19 protein-coding genes are annotated in these 15931 nt (G+C 72.0%); 7 read left to right on the top strand and 12 right to left on the bottom strand.

Translation table 11 applies throughout. From position 1 onward, the window contains the following. Positions 1–31: 31 nt before the first annotated feature. Positions 32–1330, bottom strand: coding sequence for an ABC transporter substrate-binding protein (locus DEJ18_RS04655; RefSeq protein ID WP_111211308.1), 1299 nt, complete (start codon positions 1328–1330; stop codon positions 32–34). A 102-nt stretch (positions 1331–1432) separates the two neighbouring features. Here DEJ18_RS04655 and DEJ18_RS04650 point away from each other — a divergent pair, with 102 nt between their 5' ends. Continuing rightward, positions 1433–2476, top strand: coding sequence for a LacI family DNA-binding transcriptional regulator (locus DEJ18_RS04650; protein ID WP_111211309.1), 1044 nt, complete (start codon positions 1433–1435; stop codon positions 2474–2476). Positions 2477–2523: 47 nt separating this feature from the next. Here DEJ18_RS04650 and DEJ18_RS04645 read toward each other — a convergent pair whose 3' ends face one another. The 3 genes from DEJ18_RS04645 to DEJ18_RS04635 all read right to left on the bottom strand — a co-directional run bounded on the left by DEJ18_RS04645 (position 2524) and on the right by DEJ18_RS04635 (position 3760). Continuing rightward, complete coding sequence (locus tag DEJ18_RS04645; RefSeq protein ID WP_111081283.1) at positions 2524–2886, bottom strand: hypothetical protein; 363 nt, start codon at positions 2884–2886, stop codon at positions 2524–2526. 54 nt (positions 2887–2940) lie between these two features. Next, positions 2941–3069, bottom strand: a complete 129-nt coding sequence (locus DEJ18_RS04640) for a hypothetical protein (protein ID WP_258371108.1) — start codon at positions 3067–3069, stop codon at positions 2941–2943. Positions 3070–3262: 193 nt separating this feature from the next. Beyond that, on the bottom strand, positions 3263–3760 hold the full coding sequence (locus DEJ18_RS04635; RefSeq protein ID WP_181431124.1) for an ATP-binding protein: 498 nt from the start codon (positions 3758–3760) through the stop codon (positions 3263–3265). Between the two features lie 130 nt (positions 3761–3890). On the opposite strand from DEJ18_RS04635, the gene DEJ18_RS04630 reads away from it, so the two are divergent. Continuing rightward, complete coding sequence (locus DEJ18_RS04630) at positions 3891–4841, top strand: AraC family transcriptional regulator (protein WP_181434261.1); 951 nt, start codon at positions 3891–3893, stop codon at positions 4839–4841. A gap of 73 nt (positions 4842–4914) precedes the next feature. Here the strand turns inward: DEJ18_RS04630 and DEJ18_RS04625 are convergent, their stop codons facing one another. Together DEJ18_RS04625 and DEJ18_RS04620 are read right to left on the bottom strand one after the other, a co-directional pair. Then, the gene (locus tag DEJ18_RS04625) at positions 4915–5163 is read right to left on the bottom strand and encodes a hypothetical protein (RefSeq protein WP_111081287.1); all 249 of its coding nucleotides are present in this window, start codon (positions 5161–5163) and stop codon (positions 4915–4917) included. A gap of 175 nt (positions 5164–5338) precedes the next feature. Then, positions 5339–5812 carry a MarR family winged helix-turn-helix transcriptional regulator gene (locus DEJ18_RS04620; protein ID WP_181434262.1) on the bottom strand — a complete coding sequence of 158 codons (474 nt, stop codon included), beginning with the start codon at positions 5810–5812 and terminating at the stop codon, positions 5339–5341. Positions 5813–6080: 268 nt separating this feature from the next. Between DEJ18_RS04620 and DEJ18_RS04615 the strand changes: the two genes are divergently transcribed. Further along, entirely contained in the window at positions 6081–6452 is a 372-nt protein-coding gene (locus DEJ18_RS04615; RefSeq protein ID WP_111211312.1) for a hypothetical protein, read from the top strand. A 112-nt stretch (positions 6453–6564) separates the two neighbouring features. Beyond that, positions 6565–6717: a hypothetical protein gene (locus DEJ18_RS04610; RefSeq protein ID WP_181431126.1), complete on the top strand. Its 153-nt coding sequence runs from the start codon at positions 6565–6567 to the stop codon at positions 6715–6717. A 120-nt stretch (positions 6718–6837) separates the two neighbouring features. On the opposite strand, the gene DEJ18_RS04605 is transcribed toward DEJ18_RS04610, so the two are convergent. From DEJ18_RS04605 to DEJ18_RS04595, 3 genes are read right to left on the bottom strand one after another with little or no spacing between them, the layout of a single operon-like run. Beyond that, entirely contained in the window at positions 6838–7689 is an 852-nt protein-coding gene (locus tag DEJ18_RS04605; protein WP_111211313.1) for an EamA family transporter, read from the bottom strand. After that, complete coding sequence (locus DEJ18_RS04600; protein ID WP_111052564.1) at positions 7686–8348, bottom strand: response regulator transcription factor; 663 nt, start codon at positions 8346–8348, stop codon at positions 7686–7688. The genes DEJ18_RS04605 and DEJ18_RS04600 overlap by 4 nt, the downstream gene beginning before the upstream one ends. A 29-nt stretch (positions 8349–8377) precedes the next feature. Continuing rightward, positions 8378–10030, bottom strand: a complete 1653-nt coding sequence (locus DEJ18_RS04595; protein WP_111211314.1) for a sensor histidine kinase — start codon at positions 10028–10030, stop codon at positions 8378–8380. 151 nt (positions 10031–10181) lie between these two features. Between DEJ18_RS04595 and DEJ18_RS04590 the strand changes: the two genes are divergently transcribed. Then, complete coding sequence (locus tag DEJ18_RS04590; protein ID WP_111082788.1) at positions 10182–10766, top strand: hypothetical protein; 585 nt, start codon at positions 10182–10184, stop codon at positions 10764–10766. A gap of 56 nt (positions 10767–10822) precedes the next feature. On the opposite strand, the gene DEJ18_RS04585 is transcribed toward DEJ18_RS04590, so the two are convergent. Then, entirely contained in the window at positions 10823–12229 is a 1407-nt protein-coding gene (locus tag DEJ18_RS04585; protein WP_111082789.1) for a serine hydrolase domain-containing protein, read from the bottom strand. Positions 12230–12262: 33 nt separating this feature from the next. On the opposite strand from DEJ18_RS04585, the gene DEJ18_RS04580 reads away from it, so the two are divergent. After that, positions 12263–12910 carry an FMN-binding negative transcriptional regulator gene (locus tag DEJ18_RS04580; RefSeq protein WP_111082790.1) on the top strand — a complete coding sequence of 216 codons (648 nt, stop codon included), beginning with the start codon at positions 12263–12265 and terminating at the stop codon, positions 12908–12910. Continuing rightward, positions 12907–14382: an amidohydrolase gene (locus DEJ18_RS04575; protein ID WP_111211315.1), complete on the top strand. Its 1476-nt coding sequence runs from the start codon at positions 12907–12909 to the stop codon at positions 14380–14382. The genes DEJ18_RS04580 and DEJ18_RS04575 overlap by 4 nt, the downstream gene beginning before the upstream one ends. A 9-nt stretch (positions 14383–14391) precedes the next feature. Here the strand turns inward: DEJ18_RS04575 and DEJ18_RS04570 are convergent, their stop codons facing one another. Both DEJ18_RS04570 and DEJ18_RS04565 read right to left on the bottom strand, forming a co-directional pair. Beyond that, positions 14392–15405, bottom strand: a complete 1014-nt coding sequence (locus DEJ18_RS04570) for an Fpg/Nei family DNA glycosylase (protein ID WP_111082792.1) — start codon at positions 15403–15405, stop codon at positions 14392–14394. A gap of 19 nt (positions 15406–15424) precedes the next feature. Beyond that, entirely contained in the window at positions 15425–15913 is a 489-nt protein-coding gene (locus tag DEJ18_RS04565; RefSeq protein ID WP_111211316.1) for a ribose-5-phosphate isomerase, read from the bottom strand. Positions 15914–15931: the final 18 nt, after the last annotated feature.

Genomic DNA, 15931 nt, shown 5'->3' with positions numbered 1-15931 from the left:
TCCTCCCTCTTCCTTCGTGTGGCGGGCTCGATCAGCCGTTGGCGAGCAGGGTGTTCATCTTGGTCTGGGCGTTCTGCAGCGCCTTCTCCGGGCTCGTGCCGCCCTTCATGGCCAGCGCGATCTGCTGGTCGAGGAAGTCGGTCATCGCCGAGTTCGCCTCGACCGGGTTGAGGTTCTTCGCGGTCTTCAAGGCGTCGTTCGCGAGGACGCGGGCCTTCGCCTGCACGGTGCCGTCGTCCTCCGAGAAGAACGGGTCGGACTGCGAGGACTTGGTCGACGGGAAGATGTTCACCAGGTGGGCGAACTCCTCCTGGTTCTCCGCGTTGGTCATGAACGCGGCGAGCGCTTCAGCGGTGGCGAGGTGCTTGCTCTTCGCCGAGACGCTGAGGCCCTGCACGTACAGCGGCGGGTTGTCGAGGGCCGGCGAGACGATGATGTTGCCCTTGAGCGACGGGTTGTTCTTCTCGAAGTCGCTGATCGCGGTCGCGCCGCCGGTGGTCCAGGCGACCTTGCCCTGCGTGAACAGGGTCGAGTTGCCGAGGTAGTCGGTGTTGAGGACCGAGGACGGCATGAGGCCGTCCTGGTAGGCCTTCGCGTACTTCGCGATGAGGTCGGCGGCCTTCGAGGAGTCTGCGAACGTGAACTTCGTGCCGTCTGCGTTCAGGATCTTCACGCCGGCCAGTGAGAAGTCGGACAGGCCGGGCTTGCGGCTCATGAGGTAGTCGTCCGGGCACTGCTCGTGCATGGTCGCGGCCTGGTCGAAGAGCTCGTCGGTGGTCGTCGGCGGGTTCTCGGGGTCGAGGCCGCACTGCTGGAACATCGTCTTGTTCCAGTAGTCGATGTCGGTGTTGAGGTACCACGGGTACCCGAACGTGCCGTCGACGCCCTTGTACCGGTAGGCCGCGAGTGCGCCCTCGACGTAGGTCTTCCCGAGCGTGGAGTCGTCCTTCGCGACGTCCTGCAGGAACCCGCGCTTGGCGAGGGGCAGGGCGATGTCCGGCGGCAGGTTGACGACGTCGGGCAGGGAGTTCGACGACGCCTGGCTGAGCACCTTCTCGGCGTAGCCGTCGCCTGGCTGGTCGACGAGCTCGACCTCCGCGTCGGGGTACTTCTCCTCGAACGCCTTCACGACGCCGTCGAGGTAGTCCGTGTACGTCGGTGTGAGTGCCCAGGTCTGCAGGGTGATCGACCCGCTGACCTCTCCGTCGCCACCTCCACCGGTGGCCGCCCCGCTGCCGCTCGAGCAACCGGTGAGGACGAGCGCTGCGGCGGCAGCGCCGGCGAGGATCGCGGCCACTCGGCCCGACGTCGTGCGTGGGGTGGTTCTCATCGTTGCTGACTCCTTCGTCGAGCTACTGAACCGGTTCAGCCGTCATCGGTGAACCGCTGCGTGACGGCGACGATGCCTGACTAAAGCGCTATAGTCAAGCCTGTGGCCACAGGACGCCGGACGACGATCGCCGACATCGCGGCACGGGCTGGCGTTTCGATCAGCGCCGTGTCCTTCGCGCTGAACGGGCGCCCCGGCGTCTCCGAGGCGACCCGCGAGCGGGTCCGCCAGGCGGCACGAGAACTCGACTGGCAGCCGCACACCGCCGCCCGTGCACTCGGCGGCGCGAAGGCCGGGTCGATCGGCTTCGTGCTGAACCGGCCGGCACGCACCCTCGGCACCGAGTCGTTCTTCGGCGACCTCATCTCGGGGATCCAGCTCGGGCTCACGGGGACCCACATCGGCATGACGCTGCTCGTCGCCCGCGATGCCGACGAGGAGCTCGAGACCTACCGGGACTGGTGGCGTGGGCACCGGGTGGACGGCGTCATCGTGATCGACCCGCGCCGGGACGACGAGCGGCTCCGCCTGCTCGCCCAGCTCGGGATGCCGTCGGTCGTCGTCGGGTCGCACCCCACTCCGGCCGGATCGGCACCGAGCGTCTGGATCGACGACTCGGACGCCACCGACACCGTCCTGCGGTACCTCCGGGCACTCGGGCACCGCCGCATCGCCCACGTCTCCGGCCCGCCGGAGTTCGAGCACACAGCGCTGCGGATCGAACGCGTCCGGGCCTTCGCGGGCACCTTCCCCGACGCCAGCGACGACGACCGCACCGAGTCCGTGCCCACCGACTACTCCGCCGAGGCCGGTGCCGCTGCGACCCGCCGCCTGCTGTCCGGCGCGCGACGACCGACCGCGATCGTGTTCGACAACGACGTGTTGGCCGTCGCGGGCCTCGGCGTCGCGAGTGAGATGGGGGTCCGGGTCCCGCAGGACGTGTCGATCGTGTCGTTCGACGACTCGGCCATGATCCGCCTGGTCCGCCCCGCGATCACGTCCCTGACCCGCGACACCGTCGAACTCGGGCAGCGGGCGGCGGTCCTGCTCCGCGAGCAGATCGAGGCGGACGGCCCACTGCCGTCACGGCCGGGGCCGGAGCTGACGCTGAGCGTGCGGGAGTCCACGGCGCGCGTCGGGAGCTGAGGACCCGCTCGGCGAGCCCTCGAGCACCGGGGCGGACTCCGGCTGGGCTACGACCGCTCGTCGACGAGGGCGACGAACCGGCTGCCGATCCCCTCCACCTCGTGCCGGGTGAACCCCGCGGGAGGTTCGGGTGCCTGGTACGGCGCGTGGTAGTCGCACATCAGGTGGTCCCAGTCGGGCCACCACTTCTTCGGCCGGGCGACCTCGGCGAACCCGCAGACCACGCACTCGAGGTGCACCCACACCTTCTTGGCGCCGGTGCGGTTCGCCCGCGACTGGACGAGCCAGGCGGGCGGGTCCTGCTCGATCGCCTCGAGCTCCGCCTCGCTCAGGCGCGCCGGGATCCCGTGGTGGGTCGCCATCTCGAGGGGGATGTCGAGCCGGACAGCGGCGTCGCGTCGGGAGAGCATCCGCTCAGGGTAGGTCCTGTCGGCCCACACCCGGTGCAACGGCTCCGGCCCGGCTCAACCGAGGTCCTCGGGGTGCAACCGGTCGCCCGGCTGCGGCGTGCGGAACACGGGCTGCCCGTCCGTTCCGTCGGCAGCAGGGCCGTCCGCCCCGGTCGGGCTCTGGTCGTCGATCCCCGACGTCACCTGCTCAGCCTGACCACGCTCTCGGTCGATCTCACTGAGCGACGTCGAGTCGACCGGCGCGTCACCGGGATCGGGTTGACCAACGGGATTGAAAGGACCACTCATCGACATGACCCAGAGCTTGCTCCCCGGCCCGTGTGTGCGCGTTGCGGTCCCGCGATCGCGGCTCGATCGAGGCCGCTCCACGGTGCGCTCAGCCCGCGCCGCCCTCGTCGGCGGCCACGTCACGCTCGCGTCGGAGCGGCTCGGGGAGGCCCATCACGAGGCGCCATCGGTTCCCCTCGGGGTCGCGCTCGTACGAGAAGTCGTCCATCAGCAACTCGATCATCGCGATCCCGCGCCCGGACTCCGCCATCTCCTCGGGGTCCGGCATCTCCGTGCGGAACGGCACGTGCACCTCTGCTCCGCTGTCACTGAGCACCGCCTCCAACGCGGTCGACGTCCGCCGGAGCGTCAACTGGCACAGCAGGCGCTCGCTCCCTTCGGCGTGCTCGATGACGTTGCCCGCGAGTTCGAGCAGCGCGGTCTCGAACCGGATGCGTTCCGCGGTGCCGAGGTCGGCGTTGAGGTGCCAGAGGTCGTCCACCGACTCGTGCACCTCGTCCACGTCGTTCGGCGGGACCACGAGCAGCACCGTGCGTTCCCAGGCCGGCCCGTGGATCGCCGAGACATCCGCGCCGTCAGTTCCCATGGGCACATCCTCACATCCGATCGCCCCCGCCGGCCACGACCACCCGGATGGACACCGGTCCGACATGGTGTGCAGCCGGTCACGCCCTTCGTCGTGCATCCGTCAGAATCAGCTGGTGGACGAAGCGACGGTGGAACGGACGCGAACGGTCGAGCAGACCCGGGACATCGCGCACGCGCGGGAACTGGTCGCGCGGGCGTACCGCACCCACGGCCTGCAGGTGACGGCGGGCGAGAAGCCGTTCTCCTTCGAGGAGACGGTGACCGGGACGGAGCTGCTGTCCCTGGAGTCCACGAAGAGCACCGGGACCGTCCGGGGCGAGGTCGAGGGGGACGGCGAGGTGATCGTGGCCTGGTTGAAGTCCGGACGGGGCACGGTGGACGGTGACGAGTTGCTGGTCGGCCGTCCGGTGATCTACCGGGAAGGCCGACAGTCGTTCCGCTGGGACGACTTCGCCGAGGACGTGATACGCATCGACCGGGACACCGTCGAACGGGTCGCCGCCGAGCGCGGCGGGTGGAACCAGGCCCCGCTGGAGTTCAAGCCGCACCACGTGCCGGAAGGCGCACCCCTGGCGGCCTGGTGGCTCATCGTCCGCTCGATCGCGGGAGAGATCCTCGGCAGCGTCGGCCCGGTCTCGGCGGAACGGGAACGGGAACTGACCCGGTACGCGGCCGCGGGGTTGCTGACCGCGGTGCCGCACTGGCCCGTCGGGCAGGGACGGGAGGCACCAGCGCGGACACGACTGGCCAAGGCGGAGGCCTTCCTGCTGGACCACGTCCCGGACCGCATCACGATCGACGACGTCGCGGCGGCGGCCGGGCTCAGCGTCCGTGGGCTGCAGGGCGCCTTCCAACGCGTCCACGGAACGTCCCCGCTGACCTACCTGAAGGGCATCCGACTGCTGCTCGCGCGCGAGCAGCTCGAATCGGGGGCTGCCGGATCGGTCGCGGCGGTGGCGCGGTCCGTCGGGATGCACCACCTGAGCCGCTTCGCGAGCGCCTACCGGTCCGAGTTCGGCCAGCTTCCGGGTGAGGTGCTCCGCGAGGCGTCGACGGATCGGACGCCGGTCGAGCGGTAGTGCAGTGCCGTGTCGACGGCCACGAGCCGGTAGTACACGCGGCGATGGGCGCTCGTCAGACCGTCGGGGACGGTCAGCACGAGGAGGCCCGGGCCCGACGGGCGTGCTCGGCGAGCGCGGTCTGCGCCGCGCGCAGGGTGCGGTAGTCGCCGAGGTACTCCCCGAACCCGTTCCGGACGAAGAAGTGACGCCCGTGCTGGTCGACCGTGCCGGCGAAGGCACCGGCGTCATCGGCGACCCAGAAACCGTCGTCCGCTGCAGCCCATCGGAGCTCGGGCTGCGTGGTGACGGCGGTCGCGGGGCGGTCCAGGAGGACGGTCATGCAGTACGGCCTTTCCCGTGGCACGGCGGCCACGACGACTGTGCAGGCGCTACCCGGGTCGTGCTTCCGGCGTGACTGCCGGGGTCGTCGCGAGGGGCGCTGGGTTCCTGACGGGGATCAGGCTACGAACCAGCCCGCCGTGCGCCTAACTTTCTTAACCAGAAGCGCTATCTGGTCAGAGGGATCGGGTGGCGGTGCGGTCGACGACGACCTGCACCGCGGCTGCGAGCGCGATCATGCGCTCTGCTTCGGCGGTCGGCACCGCGTCGAGCAACTCCTGCACGGCGCCGGGGAGGTCCTCGTACGCCTCCGACAGACCGCGCTCCCCGTCGGCGGTCAGGCGGATGATCCGAGACCGGCGGTCGTCCGGATCGGGCTGCCGCTCGACGAGGCCACGGCCGACGAGGCGATCGACCGTCTGGGTCGCAGCAGCACTGGTGACACCGAGCACGTCCGCGAGGTCCGTCGCTCGAGCGGGCGCCCCGACGGATCCGCGGGCAGCGAGGAACTGGAGTGCCTGGAAGTCGCTGGCACGCAGGGCCATCCGAGCACGGGCGCGGGTCTGGAGCATCGTCTCCGCCGCCCGCAACCGGTTCACGGACTCCAGCAGCAGCACACCCACCGGTACCCCCTCGTGATGCTCCGCCATCACCGCCTCCGTCCACAGCCCGCTGCTCCCCGCGCCGGACCACCCGCGCGTCACCCGCTCGTGCCGAACTGCCACCTCGGGTCGGGCTGCGTCCAGTGTGGCAGGCCGGTGACGACGGGTCATCGCCCGTCCCGCACGGATGCCGGTCCCATCGACACCGGGGTCGGTGACGTCGGCGCCGCCTCCGACCCGAGGAAGCGCCGACGCGGACACGCCGGAACGCACCTCGGACTTGACGCAGCATTCGAACACACGTTCGAATACGAGGGTGGGACGGCGTCGCGAGAACCGGTGGCAGCCCCCGGAACACCCGGAGGTCGAACGCCCCCGCGCCTTCTCGTTGTCGGAGGAGGCCAGGGGCGGTGACGTCTGTCACGCCGTCACCCCGATCCCCGTCTGGGCGTGGGTGCAGTTCCCGACGTTCCACGTCCGCGTCAAGGCGTTCGCCCGCAGCTGGACACGGGACGCCGTGCTCGTCGAGTGGGCCCAGTTCGGGCAGCAGGCCGACGCGTGGATCTGGCGCTCAGCGGTCAAGCACCGCACCCTCCGCGCCGCCGACCCCCGTACCGGGCACACCCCGACGAACGGCGCACGCTCCGATCCCCGACCGGTCCGACAGCGCTCACCGGAGTCCGCCTGACGCACTGCGTTGACTTCGCGGACGACCGCGAGGATCGTTCCCGACACACCGGTTCGCGAAGATGCTCGACTTTCGAGCAGTCCGTCCGGACCGGGGATCGGAAGGAGGCACCATGAAGAAGACCGAGGTGCCGTCCTGGGTGGCCCACGTGCTCACCCCGCCCGAGGTCATCGCGGCCTACGTCGACCGGCGGGTCAACGACCCGTCGCTCCTGTCGGGTGTGCAGGCGGAACCCACGTACGCGGACTTCCTCCGCGGCGAGTAGACGGATGGCCCGGTGCGACCGACGTCGGTCGCACCGCCGACGTGGTTCGGGCCTCCTGGCCGGCCAGGAGGCCCGCGTCAGGTCCCGGACACCGCAGTCGGTGGTCACGACCACCGTCGATCAGAGCGGCGCCGCTCCGCGGCGCGCGGTGAGCGTGACACCGGCGCTCGCCGCGGTGACGCAGGCGAGGGCCACGACCTCCAGGGGTGAGAGCGCCTCGTGGAGGACGACGAGTCCGGCGAGGGCCGCGATCGCCGGACCGAGGCTCTGCAGCACGCCGAACACCCGCGTCGGCATCCGGCGGAGCGCGGTCATCTCGAGCGCGTACGGCAGCACGCTCGACAGGACCGCCACGACGCCGAAGACCACCAGGAGCACCGGGGCCGCGACGACGCCCTCGACCGCGGGCCGGATCCCGAACGGGAGCGCCACGACCATCGCGACGAGCATCGAGACGCTCAGGCCGTCGATCCCGGGGATCGCCGCGCCGACGCGCCGGTTCATCACGATGTAGGCGGCCCAGCACGCTGCGGCGAGCACCGCGGCGACGACTCCCCCGGCGTCACCGACCGCTGCGGGCCCGACGCCGAGCAGCACCACGCCGGCGAGCGCGAGGGCGGCCCAGACGGCGTCACGCCACCGGCGGGTGTGCACGAGGGACAGCGCCAGCGGGCCGAGGAACTCGATCGTCACGGCGACCCCGATCGGGATCGTCGCGAACGCCAGGTAGATGAAGACGTTCATGCCGCCCAGGGCGAGACCGAGCACGACGGCCCCGCGCCACTGGGCACGCGTCCAGTGCCGCACCCGCGGGCGGACGACCGACGCCAGGACCAGGGCGCCGATGACGAGCCGGAGGGTGACGGCGCCGAGCGAGCCGACCTCCTCGAACCGGGTCTTCGCGACCGCGGCACCGATCTGGACCGACACCATCGCGGCGAGCGCCAGCAGCGGTGCCGGGACCCGGTTCATCCGAGGTACGCCAGGACGGCCAGGACCCGGCGGTGGTCCTCGCCGGTGTCCTCGAGCGCGAGCTTGGCGAAGATGCTCGACACGTGCTTCTCGACCGCTCCGGTGCCGATCACCAGGGCGCGGGCGATGGCGGCGTTCGTGCGGCCCTCCGCCATCAGCCCGAGGACCTCGCGTTCGCGCGGGGTCAGGGCCGCGAGCGGATCGCGGCGGCGGCTCATGAGCTGCGTGACGACCTCGGGGTCGAGCACCGTGCCGCCCGAGGCCACCCGGCGTACGGCGTCGTCGATCTCGTCGAGCCGGGTGACGCGGTCCTTGAGCAGGTAGCCGATGCCCGAGCTGCCGGCGGCGAGGACGTCTTCCGCGTAGGTCGCCTCGACGTACTGCGAGAGGAGCAGGATCCCGGTCCGGGGCGCGATCCGCCGGGCCTGCACGGCGGCCCGGACCCCTTCGTCCGTGAACGTCGGCGGCATCCGCACGTCCATCACGACGACGTCGGGCGCGAGCGCGGGCAGCGCCGCCAGGAACGAGGCCGGGTCGCCGAACTGACCGACGACGTCGATGCCGGCTTCGTCGAGGACGCGGGCCAGTCCCTCGCGGAGCAGGACGGCGTCGTCGACGACGACGGCCCGGATGCGTGCTGCATCCGGGCCGTCGGTCATGCGGTCAGCCTAGCGGCGACCGGCAGCGGTCAGGCGCGCGGGGTGGGCACGCCGTTCAGTGCGCCGAGCGGGATCCTCGCGGTCGCCTCGGTGGGACCACCGGGAGGGCTCGACACGGTCAGTTCGCCGTCGAGCGCGCGCATGCGGCCCATCAGGCCCTCGATGCCGTGTCCCTCGCGCGGGCTCGCGCCGCCGCGGCCGTCGTCGGTGACGCTGACGGTGAGGAACCACGTCCCAGACGGGTCGACGAGCAGCCCGAGGTACACCCCGGCCGCCGAGGCACCGGCGTGCTTCGCGGTGTTCGTCAGCAGCTCGCTCACCGTGAAGTACACGTTCCGCTGGACCTCGGACCCGAGCTCGAGCCCGTCGGGCAGGCGGACGTCGAGCCCGACGGGGATCGGCGAGCGGGAGCACAGGGCTTCGAGGGCCGCGATGAGCCCGCGGTCGAGCAGGATCGGCGGTGCGAACCCACGGGACAGCGCCCGGAGTTCGTCGAGTGCGTCCTGGGCGTGGCCGGACGCCTCGGAGATGAGACGCTTGGCGCGCTCCGGGTCCTTCTCGAACGACCGTTCCGCCGATGCCAGGTCCATCCGGAGCCGGACGAGCCGCTGCTGCGGGCCGTCGTGCAGGTCGCGTTCGATCTGGCGGAGCGCCTGCCCCTCGGCCGTCACGGCGCCCGCGCGGGAGGCCTGCAGGCCCGCGACCCGCTGCTCGAGCACCTCGGCGCGGAAGCCCCCGAGCAGCCCGTGGTCGATCCAGTAGTGGGCGAGCACCGAACCGCGCAGCCAGAGCGGGAACAGCACGACGCTCGCCGCCATCGACAGGAGGGCGAGGAAGACGAGCCCGGCGATCGAGCCGATCTGGTTCGGGTCGATCATGTACTGCCCCAGGACGACGTAGGCCAGCACGACGGCGACCGGCCAGAGGAACCCGACCGCCAGGAGCAGACCGGCACCGACCGTGACCACCGCCGCCATCGGGTAGACGACGACCGCGTGCAGCAGGTACAGCCAGTAGTGCGGGTTCGCGACGGCGGAGCCGGTGCGCGTCCACCAGTTCTGCTGCCAGCGGGGTGTCCAGTCCACCGGGCGGATCGGCCGCGGCTCCGCCCAGCTCATCCGGAGCTTCTCGAACTGGCCGAGCCAACGCGCGACGAACAGCGCCACGAAGAAGAGCAGCAGGGTGAAGGGGTTGAACACGTCGCGCGAGCCGAGGCCTCCGATGCCGAGGACCGCCGGGAACGCGAAGTACAGCGTGCAGAGCAGCACAGCGGTGAGGGCCATGTACCCGAAGTCCCGCGGTGACCGACGCCAGGCCTCCCGGTAGAACGCGCCGGCCGACATGCCGCTGCCGCCACCACGACGCACCGGCGACGCCGGTCCCTGCCCGGAGCCCCGTGGGGCCGACGGCGGCGGGGTGGCGTCCCACGACGGCCCGCCCCCGTCGTGGGCGGGCTGGGAGGGCATCGGTGCGGTCGCTCTCGGGGTCGTGGTGGAGGTGTGTCGCTCCGGGTCGGTGTCGTTCCCGGGGGCGGCGGTCGCTCCGTCGAGCGGGGTGGTCTCGGCGGTGTCGGGCGAGCCCGTCACGTCGTGCAGCGGAACGGTCTCGGCGTGGTCGGGCGAGGCCACTGCGTCGCCCAGGGGGACGGTGCGTGCCAGGTCGAGCCGGTCGGTGTCGGTCATGCATCGAGCCTCGCGGAGACGAGCGCTCGGTCCCATCCTGCCGTCTCCCGGACCGGGGGTGGGGTTGTCCCCACCCCCACCCCGCGCCCTGGCGCAGGTCGCCGGGTGATGTGTAGAGTTCCGCTACTGCATCGAGGCACGAGGGGGAACCGTGGACCAGACCCAGTACGAACGACTGTCCGCGCTGGCCGCCGTCCTGGCCGCGCTCGTCCCGGCCTTCGCCGTCGTCGTCGGGTGGCTGGACCCGATGGCCGAGTGGCCCGTGTCGTCCGGACTCGGCGTCGTCGGTCTGGTGGCGGGAGCCGTCACGGCGCTCCTCGCCGCCCGACGCGGTGACCGCGCGACGCTCGGCTTCGGGCTCGCAGCCGTCGCCCTCCCGCTCGGTGTCCTGCTGCCCACCGTGCTGCACCCCGTCGGGACGGTGCTGCTGCTCCTCGCGCGCGTCCTGCTCGTGGTGTTCGGCGTCGTGCTCGTGGTGCGGTCGTCCGGGTCGCGCCGCACCGCGGGCTGGTTCGTCACGGTCGGCGCCGGCGTCTGGCTGCTCTCCGAAGCAGCGACGAACGTGCTGTTCCGGGTCTGGATCCCGCCGCAGGAAGCGCTCATGCCCCTCTTCACCGTGCCGCAGGCCGGCGAGTTCGTGGGCTTCGCCGCGGCCGCACTGGTGTTCGTCCCGCCGCTCGTCCGACCGGTCGGCGCGGGCGTGCGCCGGCTCTGGGACACCGCCGACGTGCGGTGACCCCGCCGACGTGCGGTGACCCGCCGCCGTGCGGACCGGTTCGGCCCGACGGGGCGTCACACGAGCGCGGCCGCGACCTCCGGCGTCTCGTCCGGAACCGACCACGGCCGCTGCGTCATGCCGCTGTCACCCCGCACGGACACGATCGCGCCCGATGCGTCGCGCGTGAACACGATGTCCTCGTCGATCGACCCGAACCGGTTGCCGGACGCCATCCGGACCGTGTCGGCGTCGAGGACCTCGAGCCGGACCGGTGACTCGGTCGGCACCGGCTGGGTCGGGTCGATCGCGAGCAGGCGGTCCCCGACGCGGGCGATGTCGGTGATCCCCTCGAACGTGGTGAAGCGGCCGGTGTACCGGTCGGGGTCGACGTCCGCGGGGACCGGCGCACCGGCAGCGTGCTCGTCGGCGGCGGCGTCGAGCAGGTGCACGATCCCGTACGCGAGCATCGTCGCGGGTCCCGTGGCGCTGCTCGTCAGGACGGACACGACCAACGAGGACTCGGGATCGAAGACCGACTGCGTGATCTGCCCGGGGAACCCGCCGGAGTGACCACGGACCTCCCGGCCGTTGATCCGGTCGACGACGAACCCGGCGCCGTACCCGCGGGCCGCCGGGTCGGAGTCGAGCGCACTCCACGCCTTCCGCTGGGCGAGCCGCTTGGCGCGGTCGGACAGCAGCGATCCGCGGCCCGGGACGTGTGCGGAGAAGTACCGGACCAGGTCCGAGGCGGTGCCGTGGAACCCGGTGGCCGCGGCGAGCGCCCCCGTCGTCACGTGCGGGACGCGCTGCCGGGTACGGGCGGTGTGCAGCCCGGTGTAGCCGACGACGAACTCGTCCTCGCGGGCGGGGTCGAACTCGGGGCCGGTGCCGGTCAGCCCGAGCGGCTCGGTGATCGCGGCGCGGACGTGTTCGGCGTACGAGGTGCCGGTGACGGCCTCGATGACGAGACCGAGCAGGCCGTACCCGAGGTTCGAGTAGTTGAACGCCGACCCGACGGGGACCTTCGCGCCGCCCGCCACGACGAGCGCGACGAGTTCGTCGGCGTCCGGGAACGGGTGCGCGAGCGCCCAGTGGTCCCCGTCAGCGCCGTCGCGGACGACCCCGGCGCCCATCTCCATGAGTTCGCGGACGGTGGCGTCTGCGATCGGGGACCCGGCCTCGACGAGGGCGGGGACGAACGAGCCGACGGTGTCGTCGAGGCGCAGCGCACCGGAGTCGGCGAGCTGCAGCAGCGCGGTCGCGGTGAACGTCTTCGAGTGCGAGGCGATCCGGAACAGGTCCGACGTGGTGAGGCGACGTCCGGCCTCGACGTCCGCGTACCCCCACGCCCCGGCGAACAGCTCCTCGCCCTCGAACCCGACGGCGACCTGCACGCCCGGCAGCCGGAGCTGCCACACCTTGTAGGCGATCCACTCGCGGACGTACGGCAGGACGGACTCGTAGGCGGCGCGCTTCTCCATGCCGACCAGCCTGGCATGTGCCACGCTCGTCGCATGCGGCACACACCCTCCTTCCTGATGACCGAGGTCGACGAGGTCCGACGACTCGTCCGCGGGAACCCCTGGGCGACGATCGTGTCCTCCACCGCGGCGGGGCTCGTCGCGTCGCACTACCCGTTCCTGCTCGAGGAGCAGCCCGACGGCAGCGACGACATCGTCCTCGTGTCCCACGTCGGCCGTCCGGACGAGGTCGCCCACGAACTGGGGCAGCACGAGGTCCTGGTCATCGTGCAGGGCCCGCACGGGTACGTCTCCCCCGCCTGGTACCCGCCCGAGCAGTTCGTGCCGACCTGGAACCACACCACCGCGCACCTCTGGGGCACGCCGGAGATCCTGTCCGACGACGACAACTTCCGCGTCCTCGGCGACCTGGTGGACCACTTCGAGCGGGAGATGCCGTCACCGGCGTCCCTCGACGTCGACGAGGACACCGCCCGGCGCATCGCCCGCGGCACCGTGGGCATCCGCCTCCGGGTCAGCCGCTTCGACGCCCGCGCGAAGCTCAGCCAGAACAAGGCACCCGAGGTGGTGGAGCGGATCATCGCCGGCCTGCGCGCCGACGGCCCCTACGCCTCCCCCGCGCTCGCCGACGAGATGGCGCGCGTCCACGACACCACGACCACCGGCCGGGAGGCACGATGAACGCGACCCTGCTCCGCACCGTCCGACGCGTGGGCACCTCGGGCGCCCCCGCCGACGTCCTGGTCATCGACGGTCGGGTCGCCGCGATCGCCCCGGCCGGCACGCTCGACCCGCTCGACCGCGGGACCGACACCGAGGTCGTCGAGGCGGAGGGTGCCTGGCTCGGACCGGGCCTGCGCGACCACCACGTGCACCTCGACCAGTGGGCACTCGTGCGTCGCCGGATCGACGTGACGGACTGCGGCTCCGCCGAGCAGACCGCGGACCGACTCGCTGCCGCAGCCCGGAGCGGCGACCCGGACCGCGTGCTCGTCGGACACGGCTACCGGGACGGGCTCTGGCCGCGTCCCGCCCGACGCGAGTTGCTCGACCAGGCCGCGCCGGGCCTCCCGGTCGTCGTCGTGAGCGCGGACCTGCACGCGGTCTGGTGCAACGAGCTCGCCCTGGCGCACTTCGGTGCCGTGCTCGGCCGGGCGCTCCCCGCCGGTGCCGACGGCGTGCTCCGCGAGCAGGACGCCTTCGACGTGACCGGCGCGCTGTCCCGCGCGCCGGACGACCAGCTCGACGCCTCCGTCGCGGACGCGGTCGAGGCGGCCGCGGCACGGGGCGTCACCGGGGTCGTCGACCTCGAGATGGACGCCGACATCGACCGGTGGGTGCGGCGGATCCACGCCGGGACGGACGGGCTGCGCATCGCCTCCGGGGTGTACCCGGCACGGCTCGACGAGGCGGTCCGGCGCGGGTTGCGGACGGGCGACGTCGTCGACGGAACCCGCGGCCTGCTCACCGTCGGGCCGTTCAAGGTGATCACCGACGGGTCGCTCGGCACCCGGACCGCCGCGACCGCCGACGGCGAGGGCGTCCTCACCTGGACGCCGGAGGACCTCGTCCCCCTGCTCCGTCGGGCGGTGGACGCCGGGCTCGTCCCCGCCGTGCACGCCATCGGCGACCGGGCCGTCACGCTCGCCCTCGACGCCCTCGAGACCGTCGGCAGCCGTGGCTCGATCGAGCACGCGCAGCTGCTCTCCGCTCTCGACGTCGAGCGCTTCGCCCGGCTCGGAGTCGTCGCGTCCGTGCAGCCCGAACACGCCATGGACGACCGGGACATCGCCGACCACTACTGGGCGGGCCGCACCGACCGGGCCTTCCCCTTCGCCGCGCTCGAACGTGCGGGCGGCGCGATGGTGCTCGGCTCGGACGCTCCGGTCGCGCCGCTCGACCCGTGGGTGTCGATGGCCGCCGCCGTCGGGCGCGACCGGGACGGCCGCGACCCGTGGCACCCCGAGCAGCGGATGTCGGCGCTCGCCGCGTGGCGTGGCTCGACGGACGGGCGGGTGTCGGTCACGGTCGGCGACGTCGCGGACCTCGTCCTCGTACCGACCGACCCGCTCGCGGCGTCGTCGTCCGCGCTCCGGGACATGCCGGTCCTCGGCACGGCGCTCGCCGGCCGCTGGACGCACCGCAACCTGTGACGCCAGGGGCTACTTCTGGTCCTTCGGGCACCAGTAGAGCTTGCGGCCGGCCATGTCGGCGACGCGGATCTCGGTGCCGCACACCCGACACGGCTCCCCCGCGCGGTGGTAGACCCAGTGGCGGTCGGCCCGGGAGCGCATCGCCTTCCGGTACTCGGCGTCGGTCAGGCCGTCCATCGTCATCATCTGACCGATGCGGACCCCGTCGTGCAGGAGCGTCGACCAGTCCTGCCACAGCGCCTTCGCCTGCTTGACGGTGATCTTCTTCCCGGGCTTGTACGGGTCGATGCGCTGCCGGAACAACAGCTCCGCACGGTAGACGTTCCCGATGCCGCTCACCACGGACTGGTCCATGAGCAGCTGGCCGATCGCGACGTTGCGCTTCCGGACGTTGTCCACGAAGACCTTCTCGGCCTCGGGTCCGTCGTCGTTCATCGGGTCCGGGCCGAGCTTGTCGAGCGCCCGCTGCACCCCGGCCGGGTCCTCGACCACGCAGGCGGTCGGCCCGCGGAGGTCGGCCACGGCGGTCTCGGTGAGGATCCGCACGCGGACCTGGCCGACCGGGTCCGGTGGGAACGCCTCGATGGGGTCCTCGACCTTCTCCTGCTCGGCCATCCGGTAGCGGGAGCGCCGCGGGGCGCCGATGGAGCGGAGGGAGTCCTCGCCGGCGTCGTCGGGGACGTGCTCGGCGCCGTCGCCCGCGTCGCTGTCCTCCGTGACCGTGCCGCGCTGGTTGGTCTGCCCGATCCGCCCCTTCGCGCTGCGCATCGTCGCGTCGGTCGAGATGTCACCCGCGAAGTCCCACGCCCCGTACAGGCCGAGGTGCACGCGGAGGAACAGGTCGCCCTCGAACTCCAGGAACATCTGCTTCGCCACGGCTCGTGCCGCGACCATCTTCCGGCCGTCGAGCTGCGCGGCCCCGGCGGCGAAGCGGCCCTGCGGGCTCGAGACCTCGCAGACCTGGCCGACGAAGTGCAGCTCGAACTGACGGGCGATGCGGTGGACGGAGTGACCCTCGGGCATTGCTCTTGTCTACTCGGCCCTACTGGTCGATCTGCTTGCCGGCGATGAGCCCGGTGGTCTCGTACTCCGCGAGCTGCGCGATCCGGCGGGCGTGACGCTCCTCGCCCGAGAACGGCTCGGCGATGAACAGGTCGACGAAGCGGATCGCCTCGTCCTCGGTGTGCTGACGGGCGCCGATCGAGATGACGTTCGCGTCGTTGTGCTGACGGGCGAGCAGCGCGGTGGACTCGTTCCACACCAGGGCCGCGCGGATGCCCTCGACCTTGTTCGCGGCGATCTGCTCGCCGTTGCCCGACCCGCCGAAGACGACACCGAGCGCCTGGACGCCGGCGCGCTGGTCCTGCACCACCGCATGGGCCGCGTTGATGCAGAACGAGGGGTAGTCGTCGAGCGGCTCGTACTCGGTCGGTCCGTGGTCCACGACCTCGTGACCGGCTTCGGTGAGGTGCGTCGCGAGGGTCTTGTTGAACTCGAGGCCAGCGTGGTCCGTTCCGAGGTGGATGCGCATGGGACCGATCCTATTCCT

Origin of the sequence: Curtobacterium sp. MCSS17_015 (assembly GCF_003234265.2) — a bacterium.
In the GTDB taxonomy this organism is placed as follows: Bacteria; Actinomycetota; Actinomycetes; order Actinomycetales; family Microbacteriaceae; genus Curtobacterium.
This window is presented reverse-complemented; position numbering and strand designations above follow the sequence as displayed.

Bases quoted from the DNA above. Each gene is read 5' to 3' on its own strand.
- DEJ18_RS04575 (WP_111211315.1), top strand. From the start codon at position 12,907: ATGAACGCGACCCTGCTCCGCACCGTCCGACGCGTGGGCACCTCGGGC.
- DEJ18_RS04585 (WP_111082789.1), bottom strand. From the start codon at position 12,229: ATGGAGAAGCGCGCCGCCTACGAGTCCGTCCTGCCGTACGTCCGCGAG.
- DEJ18_RS04595 (WP_111211314.1), bottom strand. From the start codon at position 10,030: ATGACCGACACCGACCGGCTCGACCTGGCACGCACCGTCCCCCTGGGC.
- DEJ18_RS04625 (WP_111081287.1), bottom strand. From the start codon at position 5,163: ATGACCGTCCTCCTGGACCGCCCCGCGACCGCCGTCACCACGCAGCCC.
- DEJ18_RS04635 (WP_181431124.1), bottom strand. From the start codon at position 3,760: ATGGGAACTGACGGCGCGGATGTCTCGGCGATCCACGGGCCGGCCTGG.
- DEJ18_RS04645 (WP_111081283.1), bottom strand. From the start codon at position 2,886: ATGCTCTCCCGACGCGACGCCGCTGTCCGGCTCGACATCCCCCTCGAG.
- DEJ18_RS04620 (WP_181434262.1), bottom strand. From the start codon at position 5,812: ATGGCGGAGCATCACGAGGGGGTACCGGTGGGTGTGCTGCTGCTGGAG.
- DEJ18_RS04580 (WP_111082790.1), top strand. From the start codon at position 12,263: ATGCGGCACACACCCTCCTTCCTGATGACCGAGGTCGACGAGGTCCGA.
- DEJ18_RS04600 (WP_111052564.1), bottom strand. From the start codon at position 8,348: ATGACCGACGGCCCGGATGCAGCACGCATCCGGGCCGTCGTCGTCGAC.
- DEJ18_RS04655 (WP_111211308.1), bottom strand. From the start codon at position 1,330: ATGAGAACCACCCCACGCACGACGTCGGGCCGAGTGGCCGCGATCCTC.
- DEJ18_RS04605 (WP_111211313.1), bottom strand. From the start codon at position 7,689: ATGAACCGGGTCCCGGCACCGCTGCTGGCGCTCGCCGCGATGGTGTCG.
- DEJ18_RS04570 (WP_111082792.1), bottom strand. From the start codon at position 15,405: ATGCCCGAGGGTCACTCCGTCCACCGCATCGCCCGTCAGTTCGAGCTG.
- DEJ18_RS04610 (WP_181431126.1), top strand. From the start codon at position 6,565: ATGAAGAAGACCGAGGTGCCGTCCTGGGTGGCCCACGTGCTCACCCCG.
- DEJ18_RS04565 (WP_111211316.1), bottom strand. From the start codon at position 15,913: ATGCGCATCCACCTCGGAACGGACCACGCTGGCCTCGAGTTCAACAAG.